This window comes from Mycolicibacterium novocastrense, from assembly GCF_001499835.1.
Classification (GTDB): domain Bacteria; phylum Actinomycetota; class Actinomycetes; order Mycobacteriales; family Mycobacteriaceae; genus Mycobacterium; species Mycobacterium novocastrense.
In genome coordinates this window covers 1-14,588 of record NZ_LQIH01000041.1, presented here as the reverse complement: position 1 = coordinate 14,588, position 14,588 = coordinate 1, and the positions used below count along the sequence as shown (strand labels likewise).

Below are 14,588 nucleotides of genomic sequence, written 5' to 3'. Positions count from 1 at the left end.
GATCTACACCCGTGCGATCCGCGGTGAGCGTGGCCGACACGGTACGCCCGCTGTGCGGGCGGCGTGCCTCCGCGCCGGCAACCGCGTTATTAGGCACGACGACGCTGCTGCCGCGCGAGCACGCAGCCAGAGTCGCCCCGGCCGCCACCGTTGCGGCAAGAAAGCTTCGCCGACTCCACTGCCCGCGCACGTCAGCCATGACCCGCACGCCCCTGTCGCGACTCATCTTGTCCGGGTTTGTCGCCGCGCACACCCCGATCGGAGGTGACGACTCGGCGACTTTGGCGACCGCCCGCTGCGCCGAACAACGTCGCCGTGGCGACAACGACGAGCCCCCAACACAAGACCAGTACACCGGTGAGCGCCAGCCAGAGCTGCCAGTCCCCGGCGGCGTCGAACGCCACGGGCGCCCATCCCATACTCATAGCGGCCTCCTTCGCTGACCAGCATGCGAGCCGCAAGCCGCCGAAACGATAAGGGTCGTGTGAAGGTTCGTTGAAGAATGCCGCGGGCCATCACCGCGCAGCGGTGACCCGGCACCATGAACTCCATGAGCAACACATCAGTGCCCTCGGGTGAGGATGGACGAGGCTACCGGGCGCTCGTGGTCGATGACGAGGCCGCGCTGGCTGAGGTGGTGGCCAGCTACCTCAATCGCGAGCACTTCACCACCCGCATCGTCGACAACGGTCCCGATGCGGTGGCCGTGGCCCGCGACTTCGACCCCGACGTGGTGATCCTCGACCTCGGGCTGCCCGGCATGGACGGGTTCGAAGTGTGCCGCCAGCTGCGCACCTTCTCCGACGCCTACGTGGTCATGCTCACAGCCCGCGACACCGAAATGGACACCATCGTGGGACTCACTGTCGGCGCCGACGATTACGTCGCCAAACCCTTCAGCCCACGCGAACTGGTGGCACGCATCCGCGCGATGCTTCGGCGCCCGCGCGCCACCCCCGAGCGCGAAACCGACCGCGGCGGCGACGTACCGGCCCCGCTGTCGTTTGGGCCGTTGCGTATCGACGTGGCGGCGCGGGAAGTATCTCTGGATGATGAACCTATCCTGTTGACCCGCACCGAATTTGACATACTCGTCGCCCTGTCGGCGCGCCCGGGCGTGGTAATGAGCCGCCGGCAGCTGCTGGAGACCGTGCGCGAGGGACCCTGGGTCGGTAACGAACACCTCGTTGATGTCCATATCGGCCATGTGCGACGCAAGCTGGGCGACGACCCGGCTGCACCGCGCTACGTCATCACCGTTCGCGGTGTCGGATACCGTATGGGAAGCGGGCAGTGATGGCCACGCCGAAGCGTCGGCGGCCCGGCATCGGTATGCGGCTGCTGATCGCTCAAACCATGGTGCTGCTGGCCGGCGCCATCACCACCTGGGTGGTTGCCGCAATCGTGGGGCCCCCGCTGTTTCGTGAACACCTACACCAAGCCGGCGTGGCTGCCGGTTCCGCCGAAGAGTTCCACGCCGACCAGGCCTATCAGTACGCCACCGCGCTATCGGTCGGCGGCGCGGTTGCCGTCTCGGCGTTGGTCGCGTTCGCGGTCAGCTGGTACGTCAGCCGCAGATTTCAGCGCTCCATCACTGAAGTGGCGTCGGCGGCCACAGCGGTCGCCGAGGGCCGCTACGGGATCCGGGTATCACCGCCGCACCTCGGTGAGGACTTCGACTCGCTGGCGCAAGCTTTCAACCAAATGGCAGCCCAGCTGCAGGCCGTCGACACCAGCCGGCGGCAGCTGTTCGCCGATCTCGCCCACGAACTACGCACCCCTATATCGGTCTTGCAGGCCTACACCGAGGCCATCGAGGACGGCGTGCGCTCGCTGACTTCCGACATCACCGCGATGCTGCGCGACCAGATCCAGCGACTGGTCCGCTTCGCCGAGGACGTCGCCGGCCTGGCGCAGGTTGAGGAAAGCGCGACGTCGCTGGCGTTCGCCGACATCGACGTCGCCGGGCTGATCGCCAAGACCGCGGCCGCCCTCCGCGAGCGCTATGGTGCCAAGCAGGTGTCGCTGGCGACGCATCTGCCTTCGGCCCAGCTGCCGCCGCTGTGGGGCGATGAACAGCGACTGGCCCAGGTAATGACGAACCTCCTCGACAATGCGCTACGGCATACCCCGCCGCACGGGCGGGTCGAGGTGCATGCCGACACCGATGGCCCTCGACTCGTGCTGCACGTCACCGACACCGGCGAAGGCATCGCCGCCGAGCACTTGCCACACGTGTTCGAACGGCTGTACCGCGCTGACGCAGCCCGCACCCGCGACCACGGGGGCTCCGGGCTGGGGTTGGCCATCGCCAAGACGCTCGTTGAGGCACACGGTGGCCACATCAGCGCAAGCAGTCACGGCCCGGGCACCGGGACCACGTTTACAATTGCAGTTCCGCTGCGGCGCAGTACGGCTGCACCGCACACCGGCGCGCTGGAGCGCGCACCCTGAACGCGCACACAGCCGCGCGAGCTAGGCCAGGCGAAGCTTTCACAACTGCAGCAGCGCTCTACGGCGCCGTGTGCACGCTTCTCGCGGTCAACGGCGCTGATCGGCGCCGTGTCGAGCAGCGCCCGCGCCGAAGCGTTGTCAGTGTAGGAAGGACAGCACACCGGCACGGGGAAAGTTCTCGTCCCGGCCCGGGCCCGGCCCTACAGCGATCCGAGAAGCTGTTGCATCGCGTCGATTTCTTGCTGCTGCGAGGCGCTAATCTTGCGTGCGAGCTCGATTGCGGGCGTGAACTGACCGCTGTCGACCTCGGTCTGCGACATCGCGATTGCGCCTCTGTGGTGCTCGATCATCTGTGTCAGGAATAATCGGCTGGCCTCGACACCTTGAGCGTCACGCAGCGCGGCCATGTCCTGTGCAGACATCATGCCCTCACCGCTCATGTCTCCCATGTCGTGGCCCGGCATGCCAGGCATGCCACTGCCCGGCGATGTCGTCGTCGTGGACATGCCCCAGTCGGCCAGCCAGCCCTGGAGTTGTTGGATTTCGGGGCCCTGGTCCGCCTTGATTTGGTTGGCCAGCGACACAACCCGGGGATCGATGCCTTGCTTGGCCAGCAGCATGTCGGTCATCTCGATCGCCTGCTGGTGGTGGGGGATCATGCCCTGCGCGAACGCGACGTCCGCGTCGTTGTGGGACGGCGCCGCAGTGTCACCTCCCGCTGGTGCTGACGGTGACGGCGTCGCGGCCGCCGTGGTCGTCATCGACGCCATGTCCTGCTCGCCTTGCGGATTGTCGTTGCTACAGGCGCTCAAAATCACCGTGGCCGCGACCGCAGCGGCGGCGAAGGTAACTAGCCGCTTAGGGTGCACACCGATTCCTTTCGTAGTCATGAAAATTGATGTTTTGTCCCTGTGGACGATCCGCGGGGCGTAACCGCATCGCCTTGATACCTGGCTGCGGGCTGTCCACTCTTGCGCTACCAGCGTGGAGCCAAGACTTAAGGGTCGGCTCGATTTTCGATGAAGAATCGGTAAAGACCACTGGCCACGTCGGACTTCGGCCCAGACAAGCCCATCGCGCTGGGCAGGGTACAAGCGATCCTTCCGGCGGTTGGCATATACCCAACACCACGGCAGACGGAGCGACGGGCCGGCCGTGGCCGGTCCCGCCGACTACCGACCGACTTCGCCGGCTCCTCCCTTGGGCGCAGCCGCGATACTCTATGCAGCGCCGGCGGCACCGCATCGGTTCCGGCGACTGGCTCTTCTCATTCCTCCCGTGGCGTGGGAGCCAGGCCCCGACCAGCTCCGCCAGTGGTACCTCGACACGGCTGATCTCATCGACGACCTCGGCGCCGCCGCGTGGCGTCGACAGTAGGTGGAGGCGGCGCCGCTACCGATTTTCGCCGAGTATCCGCACGCGAAGTTCACTCCGGACGTTGACGATGCTGTGGTGTTTCAGCGCTGCGCGGAGTGGGGCAATCCGACCTGCCTGAACCGGCGAAACTCGCCGCATTGTCGCATCCCACTCTGATCCTTGCGTGGGACATCGATCCGCTGCATTCAGTGTCTACCGCAGAGCGACTGGCGCAGTTGATCCCCGACTCGACAATGCACATCCCGGCAGCGTCGATGACGTCAAGACATGGACTCAGCGCACCGCCGACTTCTTCCCCGGTTGACTATCGCGCTGCTAGTAGCGGCGCGCATTGTGGATTGGAGCGTTCGCAATGGGCGCTACCTTCACCGGTGTGCCGTAGGTCGAGGCGTGCACCATCATCCCGTCACCGATATAGATGCCGGCATGAGAGACATCGGAGTAGAACGTCACGATGTCACCAGGTTGCAGGTCTGAGATCGCGACCGGTTGACCTCCCTGGGCCAGCGCCTGACTCGACCGCGGCAGGGACTTACCGTTCTGCAGAAAGGCCCATTTGATGAGTCCCGAGCAGTCGAAGGCATTCGGCCCGGTCGCGCCCCACGAGTAGGGCGAGCCCACCCGCGACAACGCTGCCTGCACCACAGCAGTTCCCTCACCGCCAGGCGCCGCCGGCGGCACGGCGTTCTGGACGGGCGGCTGACCGGGCATGGCGACAATCGCCAGGTCAGCTGGTACCGGTGCTGCCGGCAGTTGCGGGGGCGGCGGACCGGGATCGGCCAAGACGGTGCGCTGATCGGGAGTCAAAGCGTCGTACTGCGCCTTCACCGCGGCGATCTGGCGCTGCAGGTCGCTTTGCTTGGACTGCAGCTGCGCGCGGACCGCGGCCGCCTGCTCCGCCGCGGCACGGGCCGCTTCGGCCGATGCCGCTGACGCCTTGGCCGCCAACACGGCCCGCTCGTCGGCCTTCTGAAAAGCCCGCATCCGGTCGGTCATCTCAGTGGCCATCGCCTGCTCGAGCGCCAGCTGATCAATCAGCTGTTGCGGAGAATCGGCGGTCAACATCGCTGATACACCATCTGGCCGGCCACCCATATACATGGTGGCCGCAACCTTGTCGACGGCGCCCTGATACTCAGTCAGCTCAGCCTTGGCCGATTTCAGCACCGCCTCGTCGGCGGCCTTGCGCTCCTCGGCAGCCCGCTGGGCAGCCAATCTGGCGTCGAGCTCCATTTGCGCCGAATGCATCGCCTCAGTCGTCTGTTCGGCCGTGCGGGACAACTCGTTTAGCCTGGCTAGCGCGTCGGCGGCTGGATCTGCGCTCACATCGCCAGTCACCATCGAACCCAAGAAAGCCAGAGAGACAAAAGCCCCGGCAAGCGCACGCCCACACCGCCGACCCATGCGCTCTACATGGTCCAGTGACAAAGCAACGATCCTCTACAGCGGCAAGCCGAAGTCCGGTGAAAGTACGTAGGTCTCGAATAGGTTACGAAACGGCATCAAACTTGTCCATGCAATGGTCAGAATTCGGGTTACGCACCCCGCGGCGTAGCGGGTTTCAGACGATGTGATGTACAGCAGGCCCCCAACCCGGTGCCGGACGTTCGACGATCTTCGCCGCCGCTGTAGGCCCGCTTGCCTTCTACCAGTCAGTCATCCCTGCTCACGGCGCGAGCCTTCGGTCCGCCATCAATACGCAGCAGCCACAATGACATCGTCTGCCACCGTCTACGACACGGCCGGGAGAGACGACGGGTTTGTCGGCGCGATCAGCATCTTGCGACGCCGCTTCAGCAGTTACCGCGCGGCACACCCAAAGAGCCAGGGCAAGATCTCGACCGTAGCCCTTGGATCATCCGCGTACAGGCGCCTCAAGTGGGTATGGGTTCTCGAGCGCGGCTATCGCTTCGACCTACGGCGCTTTGACCGCCATTGAGACCTGTACTTGTAAACGAAGGAGAACACCTATGAACCGGCCGTACGTCAGGTTCGGTATCACGATGGCAGCGAGCCTCATCCTGATGTTCGTGCTGACGATGTCGATGATCAGGACTATCGATCACTTCTATTTCAACTTGAGCAACTTCTACATGGCGCTGATCATGGTGGCCGCGATGGGAGTCGTCATGCTTATTGTGATGGCGGGGATGTTCGGGAACACCCGGCTCAACATAGCTATGTACACGGCGCTGGCAGTGATGTTTCTAGGTGCGTTCGCCTTGGGACGCACGGAGACATTCGTCGGTAACGAGCAATTCCTGAAATCAATGATTCCGCATCACTCGCGCGCAATCCTGGTATGTCAGGAATCGAAAATCACCGATCCTGAGATCATCGCCTTGTGCGACAAGATCGTGCGCAGTCAGCAAGCAGAGATCGAAGAAATGAAGCGGATCCTCGACCGCTACTGATGTATGCCGCAACTTCTCGTCATCTTGTGTTCGCAAGTCCGGCTGCTGAGTGGAGTCGCAGAGCCGGCCGCTGCAGGAACGGCATCGCCTCTTACAGCCCTCTACAAGCGTGAGTGCGACTGGCGGAGCACCGCTCGTGTGGCCCCAACGCCACGCATACTTGCGGTGACGAAATCACTGCTGAGAACACCCCTGCCGCGACCTCGCCAACACACGCTCACCGACTCGTAACGACGTCCATCTGTTTTTACGTAGTAGCATAGTAGGTGGAGAAGCGTAGGTCTCGGCAAGACGGTCGATCTAAAAAGGCTTTACCGAATCTTTAACGAACGACTAGTTGAGCCATACCGCGGACGGCAACTCTGACAGTAGCCATTGCCGCGTGTTGCACGCTCGGCGCTGGCGACGACGATGTTCGATGACGGCCGGTTGAAGTCGAGGCCGGCGGGAAGGAAGTAGCAAATGCGGCCAGTCCATTCGGTGACCGGTCGGCGTGGGTTCCGTTTCTGGCTCATCGCCTTGGCGGCGCTATCGGCGGTGGCGTTGGTGCTCACCGGGTGCACCCGCGAGTCAGCTGCGCCAGCACAACAGGTGCTTGCCGACAAAGGCGATCCGTACAGCGACCTGTTGGTGCCCACACTGCAGGCCTCGGTGTCTGATGGTGCCGTTGGCGTTCCGGTGGATCGTCCGGTCACGATGACCGCCGGCGACGGGGTGCTGGACACGGTGACCATGGTCAATGAACAGGGCGAGCTGGTCGGCGGGCAGCTGAGCGCTGATGCACTGACGTGGGCGACGACTGAGCCGCTCGGTTACAACAAGCAATACACACTCAACGCCGAGGCGCGTGGACTGGGCGGAATCGCCCGCAACAGCATGACATTCCAGACAGCATCGCCGGAAAACCTGACAATGCCCTACGTCCTGCCCAACGACGGTGAAGTGGTGGGTATCGGCCAGCCCGTGGCGATCCGCTTCGACGAAGACATCCCCGACCGGTTGGCGGCGCAAAAGGCCATCAAGGTGACCACCAACCCGCCGGTAGAAGGCGCGTTCTACTGGCTCAACAACCGCGAAGTGCGTTGGCGCCCAGCCCAATACTGGAAACCCGGCACGACGGTCGAGGTGGCAGTCAACGCCTACGGCGTCGACCTCGGTGATGGCCTTTTCGGCCAGGAGGACATCACCACCCGGTTCAGTATCGGCGACGAGGTCATCGCCACGGCTGACGACAACACCAAGACGCTCACCGTGCGGCGCAACGGTGAAGTGGTCAGAAACATGCCGCTTTCCATGGGTAAGGACAGCACCCCCACCGACAACGGCACCTACATCATCGGCGATCGGTATTCGCACCTGATCATGGACTCCTCGACCTATGGTGTGCCCGTCAACTCACCCGAGGGGTACCGCCTCGAAGTGGATTGGGCCACACAGATGTCCTACAGCGGCATCTATGTGCATTCCGCGCCGTGGTCGGTGGGCAGCCAGGGCCGCGCCAACGTGAGCCACGGGTGCCTCAACGTGAGCCCGGCGAATGCGATTTGGTTCTACGACAACACCAAACGCGGCGACCTTGTCGAGGTGGTCAACACCGTGGGACCGACGCTGTCGGGTACCGACGGTCTCGGCGACTGGAACATCCCATGGGAGCAGTGGCGCGCAGGCAACGCAAACCTGTGACACCGCCGGCTGAGCACAGGATTCATAGCCGCGGGTACCACTACGATCCGGGTTCGTAGCGGCGCTTTGTGAGCTAGAACGGAGTAAGCATGCGCTCAACACTGACTGCGCTGCTGAGCATTACGGTGTTGGTGGCCGGCGCATGCTCAAACGCCGACACCAGGTCGAGCCAAGGCGACTCCAGGGGTCTGGCGCACACCCACGGCCTAGGCATCAATCCCGCCGACGACGCGCTGTACGCCGGTACCCATTACGGCGTGTACCGGCTAGCCCGCGAACGCGATCCCGAACTCGTCGGCGGCGTCGTGCAGGATTTTATGGCCTTCACCGTTGCTGGACCGAATCACTTTCTCGGCAGCGGCCATCCCGGCGCCGACGACCGCGATGCCCCACCGGCGCTGGGACTGATCGAGACCACCGACGGCGGACAATCGTGGACCTCGGTATCGCTGAGCGGCGAGGTCGATTTTCATTCCCTCAACTACCGGCACGGCCTCGTCTACGGCCTTGACAGCGGCAGCCAGACCGTGATGGTGAGCCCGGACAAACGCACGTGGGATCGACGCGCCGCGATCAGCGCCGTCGACATCGCCGTATCGCCACAGAACGCGAACGAGATTCTGGCGACGACCGCCGACGGTCTGATGCGCAGCCTCGACCAAGCCAAGACGTTCACGCCAGTCGCCGCGCAACCCCAGCTGGTCTTGCTCAGTTGGCCCGACGATGGCCCGTTGATCGGGGTTGATCCCATCGGAACGGTGTATGCCAGCGAGGATTCCGGGGCTACGTGGCAAGCAGGACGGGCCCTGGGCGAGCGCCCGCAGGCGGTTTTCGCCCACGGTGGTGGGGTCGTGTTCGTAGCGACCGAAACGGGAATCCAGCGCTCGACCGACAATGGAACCACCTTCGAGAACCTCCATGCCTTCGACGCACAATGAGCACGACGAGCCGGGCGTGAGCAGGCGCACCGCGCCGGCAGTCTCGGGACCGTGGAGAAAGGAATTCACCTTCTGTTGCGAGACCTGCAAGCAGGCATTCGGCGAACACCCCGATCGCTTCGTCACCATTGAACGCGGTTAGATCAGCCGCCCACCTCAGGGTGCATCATTCAACAACACCAGACACACCACCACCGGCCGCTGAAGCCGCACTGCCATCTCACCTACTGAGCGCGTACGTACATAGTAGACTGGCCGCCAAAGCATCACGGCCTGCGCCGCCGTACGACACAAGACGATGCTCGTGGATGACCGGAGGTGACAAATGCGCAAGCGCACCAGGTACACGCTCGTGACAGCCATCATCACGACCGCCATGGCTTCAACTCTGGCGATGAGCAGCCGATCAGCGCTGGCCCAGCCCGGTTTACCGCCCCCGCCTCCCGGCCCCATCGATGCGGCAGCCGCGCCGGCGCAGCCGGCCGATCCGCTCGCTCCGCCACCGCCACCGAACCCGTTCCTGTCGCCAGCGACGAACCCGCTGACAGCCACATCCCAACCGATCCCGGAAGGCACGCCCGCGGGGCAGAACCCGACGCCCTACGTCGGTCCACCGGTATTCGCGCCGCCGACATTCAATCCAGTCAACGGGTCGATGGTCGGGGTGGCCAAGCCGATCATCATCAACTTCGCCCGGCCCATCGCCGACCGGCCGATGGCCGAACAAGCAATCCACATCTCGTCCAACCCACCGGTTCCCGGCAAGTTCTACTGGATGAACGACACCCAAGTTCGATGGCGACCGACCGATTTTTGGCCAGCCAACACGACGGTCAACATCGACGCAAGCGGCGCCAAGTCCAGCTTCCGCACCGGCGAGTCGCTCGTCGCCACCATCGACGACAAGACACACCAGATGCAGATCGTGCGCGACGGCAAGCTGGAGAAGACGTTCCCAGTGTCGTTGGGCAAGAAGGGCTACGAGACCAAGAACGGGACCTACTACGTTCTGGAGAAGTTCGCCGACATGGTGATGGACTCCTCGACATACGGCGTGCCGGTCGACTCACCCGAAGGGTACAAACTTAAGGTGCAGGACGCCGTCCGCATCGACAACAGCGGCATCTTCGTGCACAGCGCACCGTGGTCGGTGGGTTCACAGGGGGAGGAAAACGTCAGCCACGGCTGCATCAATTTGAGCCCCGCCAACGCGCAGTGGTTCTTCGACAACTTCGGCAGCGGAGACCCCGTCGTTATCAAAAACACCAGCGGCGGCCTCTACAACCAGAACGACGGCGCACAAGACTGGCAGATCTGAGCCGCTTCGACAGCACCGGGCCGTCGCCTCGGGCTGGTTGGCTCTCAATCATCAACGACCCATCGGCCGATACGGCGCACTAGATCTCCGACAACGCTCATGGTTCAGCACAGGCACGCCGAACCCATCTGCGGTGGCGATGACGCTGTAGCGGCACGCTAACGGAATCCCCCACCCCCGATCACGCGGCACTGAGCGGTCGGCGGACTGGCGCAGCGTGGGTCAACCCGCCGGACGCACCGCTTGCCGGCCTGAGTCGGGGCATTCCATTGTCGCGTAGCGCGATGGAACAGTGAGAACCACGGCTATTGCATACCCTGGGGGGGTATGGTATCCATGATTCATGGCAGCTATTGCCACGCAATTTGGCGTCGTGGCTGATCATTCGATTGAGGAGACCGCATGAGTACGGCGACGTTCACCCTCGACAATGTGAGCTGCGCAGGAAGCGTCAGCCGAGTCAGCCAGCAACTGATCGATGTTGACCCAGGTCGCGACGTTGCGGTTCAGCATGTCGGCCGCCCGGGCGATACACCGGCGATCGCTTCGCATGTCGTGGCGGCGATCGAACATGCCGGCCACAGCCAGGCCGATTTGGAAAAAGCAACGAAGGACACACGTTCATGAACACGCCTACCAAGCTCGGCGGTTTCGCACTGGCACTTCTGGCTGTGTTCGGCGGCGCCGTCGCAGTCGGTAACGCCACCGGCTCCTGGATGCCACGCACCGAAAACCTCGAGCACAACGCGCATGGCGCGACGTCAACCACACCCACCGCGCCCGCGGCCGACACCGCAGGGGTGACCGCGGGTGCCGACTCGACGACAGCGCAAATCGATGCCAGTCCAACGGGCCTGACCGCAACCGAAAACGGCTACAGCTTCCTGCCGGAGGTGATCTCGTTGCCGTCCGGCCAGAACGTCGGCGTCAGCTTCCGAATCATCGGCCCTGACGGCCGGCCGGTCACCAAGTATGAAACGACCCACGACAAGGACCTGCATCTGATCGCGGTCCGTCGGGACATGGCCGGGTTCCAGCATGTTCATCCCATTCTCGAGCAGTCCGGCGTCTGGCACACCGATCTGGATTTGTCGCCGGGGCCATGGCGGTTGTTCGCCGACTTCAAGCCCGTCGGGGCAGAGGATCTCACGCTCGGCACCGACGTACTGGTCGCCGGCCAGTACAACCCACGTCCGCTTCCACCACCGTCGAAGACGGCAACGGTCGACGACTACGCCGTCGCCCTCACCGGTGACTTGGCAGCCGGCAGTTCATCGAAGTTGACGCTGTCGGTGTCGCGCCGGGGCACGCCGGTCACCAATCTGCAGCCGTACTTGGGCGCCTATGGCCACTTGGTGGTGCTACGTGCCGACGATCTGGCCTACCTGCACGTGCACCCGGAGGGAACGCCGGGCGACGGGTCCACCAGTCCGGGCCCCGACGTCACCTTCTACGCGACGACACCGACGTCCGGCAGCTACCGGATGTTCCTGGGTTTCCAGCACAACGGTGTCGTGCGAACCGCGGAATTCACCGCAACCGCCACAAAAGCCGCACCCAACTCCGACACGGTGACATCGACGCCCGCGCCGACGGGCGACGCGCCCGACGACCACCACTAAGCCCTCGCTCTTTACAGTGCGATTCGTCCAAGGAGAAGCAATGACATCGACCCATGAAGACAAGAAAGGCGCAGCCGGCGAACGCCAGGTTGAGCTGCCCATCGGCGGCATGACCTGCGCCTCATGTGCCAACCGTATTGAGCGCAAACTCAACAAACTCGAAGGTGTCAGCGCCACAGTCAATTACGCCACCGAGAAGGCCAAGGTCACTTACGGCGACAACGTCGACATTCAGGCGCTGGTGGCCACTGTCGAGGAAGCCGGCTACACCACTGAACCGCCCCGCGCCGCTGATGCGCCGGTACCCGAGACCGGTTTCGAACACGGCCCCACTCGGGCGCTGCGGCAGCGGTTGATCATCTCGCTTGTACTGTCGGTGCCCGTCATCGCTATGGCGATGGTGCCGGCCCTGCAGTTCACCAACTGGCAGTGGTTGTCGTTGACCTTGGCGGCGCCGGTCGTGGTCTGGGGCGCGTGGCCATTCCACCAGGCTGCCTGGACCAATCTGCGCCACGCCACGTCCACGATGGACACCCTCATCTCCATGGGAACGCTTGCGGCGCTGGGATGGTCGGTGTATGCGCTGTTCTTCGGCACCGCCGGAGTCGCGGGGATGACCCATCCGTTCGAGCTGACGATCACACGAACCGATGGCGCAGGCAACATCTATCTGGAAGCCGCCGCCGGGGTCACCACGTTCATTCTTGCCGGCCGCTACTTCGAGGCCCGGTCGAAGCGAAAGGCCGGCGCAGCGATGCGGGCCCTGCTCGAACTCGGCGCCAAGGACGTCACCGTCGTCAAAAACGGCCGCGAACAAACGATTCCGATCGATCAGCTCGCCGTCGGTGACGAATTCGTGGTGCGTCCGGGCGAAAAGGTCGCCACCGACGGAGTGATCGTGTCGGGTAGCTCGGCGGTGGACGCATCCATGTTGACCGGTGAATCGATGCCGGTCGAGGTCGGCGTCGATGACGCCGTCGTTGGAGCAACCGTCAACGCCGGCGGTCGCCTGCTGGTTCGTGCCACCCGCGTCGGTTCCGACACGCAATTGGCGCAAATGGCGCGGATGGTTGAAGACGCGCAGAACGGTAAAGCCCAAGCGCAGCGCCTCGCCGACCGCATCTCCGGGATCTTCGTGCCGATCGTGATCATGCTGGCGGGCGCCACACTCGGCTATTGGATCGGGACCGGCAACGGGCTGGCAGAGGCTTTCACCGCGGCGGTGGCCGTGCTAATCATCGCCTGCCCCTGCGCGCTCGGCTTGGCCACTCCAACAGCACTGATGGTCGGAACCGGCCGCGGTGCGCAGCTCGGGATTCTGATCAAAGGCCCTGAAGTCCTTGAAAGCACCCGCACGATCGATACGATCGTCCTCGACAAGACGGGCACCGTGACCACCGGCAAGATGACCCTGATCGACGTGGTTACCGCCACAGGCCAAAATCGCGGGGAATTGCTGCGACTGGCCGGGGCGTTGGAGAATGCCTCCGAGCACCCAATCGCGCAAGCAGTCGCCAAAGCCGCACGCACCGAAGTGGGCGACCTTGCAACGGTAGAAGGGTTCACCAACGTCGAGGGGCTCGGCGTTCAAGGCGTCGTCGATGGGCATGCCATCGTCGTGGGACGCCCCAGTCTCCTCGCCGATTGGTCCCAGCATCTGCCGGCCGAGCTCATCGAGGCTTTGCGCGCCGCGGAATCGGAGGGCAAGACGGCCATTGCTGTTGGTTGGGACGGTGCGGCCCGAGGAATCCTCGTCGTCGCCGATGCCGTCAAACCCACCTCCGCCGAAGCGATCAGCCAGTTGCGCGCCTTAGGCTTGACGCCGATCCTGCTCACCGGCGACAACGCCACCGTCGCGCGGACGGTTGCCGATCAGGTGGGCATCGATGAAGTGATCGCCGAGGTGATGCCCAAGGACAAAGCCGATGTCATTGCCCGCCTGCAGAAGGAGGGCAAGACCGTTTCCATGGTCGGCGATGGCATCAACGATGCTGCTGCGCTTGCTCAGGCCGATCTGGGGCTGGCCATGGGAACCGGAACCGACGTGGCCATCGAAGCCTCCGACATCACCTTGGTGCGCGGCGACTTGCGTGCCGCCGCCGATGCGATCGGACTGTCTCGACGCACCCTGCGCACCATCAAGGGCAACCTGTTTTGGGCGTTCGCCTACAACGTGGCCGCGCTGCCCCTGGCAGCTGCAGGATTACTCAACCCGATGCTCGCCGGAGCTGCAATGGCATTCAGCTCCGTGTTCGTCGTCAGCAACAGTCTACGACTGCGCCGGTTCCGATCACGCATCGGACGGCCGACCGCGGCAGAGTGAGCGGAATAGATTGTGGCTGGACAGTGCCGCTAACCCACAACACCATTTGCGTAACCTCTGACAGGGCCAGTTCACAGACAGCGTCCAACGGGCCGACTTGTCGCACAGGAGGGCGCCACGTAGTCCGCTCATGCGACACGGCCGATATGTGTTCATGGATAACATTCGTTATCCATGAAGACCGCCGGTGAAAAGAGTCCTTCTGGTCCTCCAATCCCAGCCGTAAATCGTCGATCACGTTTTTCGCGGCGCTGTTGCAAGCTCCTGAGCTAGAGCGACCCGCTGCGCGTCTACATCAGCTGTCAGGGACGTCACGAAACGATCGGCCAGCACCGCATCTGCTGGGCCGCGCAGCCGACGTCTCTGCGGTGCCTGTGTGGTTTGAATCGCCCTGGAAATGTTGGAGGCTCCTGACCTTGGAAACGAGGATGCAGGTATGCCGAAGGAACAGTCTGCCGG

12 protein-coding genes are annotated in these 14,588 nt (G+C 63.8%); 9 read left to right on the top strand and 3 right to left on the bottom strand.

Going from position 1 to position 14,588, the window contains the following annotated elements; translation table 11 throughout:
* Positions 1-191: 191 nt before the first annotated feature.
* A complete protein-coding gene (locus AU072_RS21710; protein ID WP_064415691.1) occupies positions 192-425 on the bottom strand; it encodes a hypothetical protein in 234 nt (77 codons plus the stop codon).
* 116 nt (positions 426-541) lie between these two features.
* On the opposite strand from AU072_RS21710, the gene AU072_RS21705 reads away from it, so the two are divergent.
* Positions 542-1,297, top strand: coding sequence for a response regulator (locus AU072_RS21705; protein WP_064415690.1), 756 nt, complete (start codon positions 542-544; stop codon positions 1,295-1,297).
* Positions 1,297-2,454 carry a sensor histidine kinase gene (locus AU072_RS21700; protein WP_064415694.1) on the top strand — a complete coding sequence of 386 codons (1,158 nt, stop codon included), beginning with the start codon at positions 1,297-1,299 and terminating at the stop codon, positions 2,452-2,454. The genes AU072_RS21705 and AU072_RS21700 overlap by 1 nt, the downstream gene beginning before the upstream one ends.
* Before the next feature lie 200 nt (positions 2,455-2,654).
* On the opposite strand, the gene AU072_RS21695 is transcribed toward AU072_RS21700, so the two are convergent.
* Positions 2,655-3,323, bottom strand: coding sequence for a DUF305 domain-containing protein (locus tag AU072_RS21695; protein WP_064415689.1), 669 nt, complete (start codon positions 3,321-3,323; stop codon positions 2,655-2,657).
* Positions 3,324-4,146: 823 nt separating this feature from the next.
* Positions 4,147-5,235 carry a peptidoglycan hydrolase RipC gene (gene ripC / locus AU072_RS21690; protein WP_082681041.1) on the bottom strand — a complete coding sequence of 363 codons (1,089 nt, stop codon included), beginning with the start codon at positions 5,233-5,235 and terminating at the stop codon, positions 4,147-4,149.
* Between the two features lie 566 nt (positions 5,236-5,801).
* Between ripC and AU072_RS21680 the strand changes: the two genes are divergently transcribed.
* From AU072_RS21680 to AU072_RS21650, 7 genes are all read left to right on the top strand, one after another.
* Positions 5,802-6,245 (top strand): DUF305 domain-containing protein, encoded by a 444-nt coding sequence (locus AU072_RS21680; RefSeq protein ID WP_064415687.1) that lies wholly within the window; start codon positions 5,802-5,804, stop codon positions 6,243-6,245.
* A gap of 462 nt (positions 6,246-6,707) precedes the next feature.
* Positions 6,708-7,928, top strand: coding sequence for a L,D-transpeptidase (locus tag AU072_RS21675; protein WP_064415686.1), 1,221 nt, complete (start codon positions 6,708-6,710; stop codon positions 7,926-7,928).
* An 89-nt stretch (positions 7,929-8,017) separates the two neighbouring features.
* Entirely contained in the window at positions 8,018-8,866 is an 849-nt protein-coding gene (locus AU072_RS21670) for a F510_1955 family glycosylhydrolase (RefSeq protein ID WP_064415685.1), read from the top strand.
* Positions 8,867-9,191: 325 nt separating this feature from the next.
* Entirely contained in the window at positions 9,192-10,184 is a 993-nt protein-coding gene (locus AU072_RS21665; RefSeq protein ID WP_082681042.1) for a L,D-transpeptidase, read from the top strand.
* A 402-nt stretch (positions 10,185-10,586) separates the two neighbouring features.
* Positions 10,587-10,811 carry a copper resistance protein CopZ gene (locus AU072_RS28200; protein WP_133147309.1) on the top strand — a complete coding sequence of 75 codons (225 nt, stop codon included), beginning with the start codon at positions 10,587-10,589 and terminating at the stop codon, positions 10,809-10,811.
* Positions 10,808-11,806: a DUF8832 domain-containing protein gene (locus AU072_RS21655; RefSeq protein WP_064415683.1), complete on the top strand. Its 999-nt coding sequence runs from the start codon at positions 10,808-10,810 to the stop codon at positions 11,804-11,806. Before AU072_RS28200 ends, AU072_RS21655 begins: the two co-directional genes overlap by 4 nt.
* A gap of 40 nt (positions 11,807-11,846) precedes the next feature.
* Positions 11,847-14,129 (top strand): heavy metal translocating P-type ATPase, encoded by a 2,283-nt coding sequence (locus AU072_RS21650; protein WP_064415682.1) that lies wholly within the window; start codon positions 11,847-11,849, stop codon positions 14,127-14,129.
* Positions 14,130-14,588: the final 459 nt, after the last annotated feature.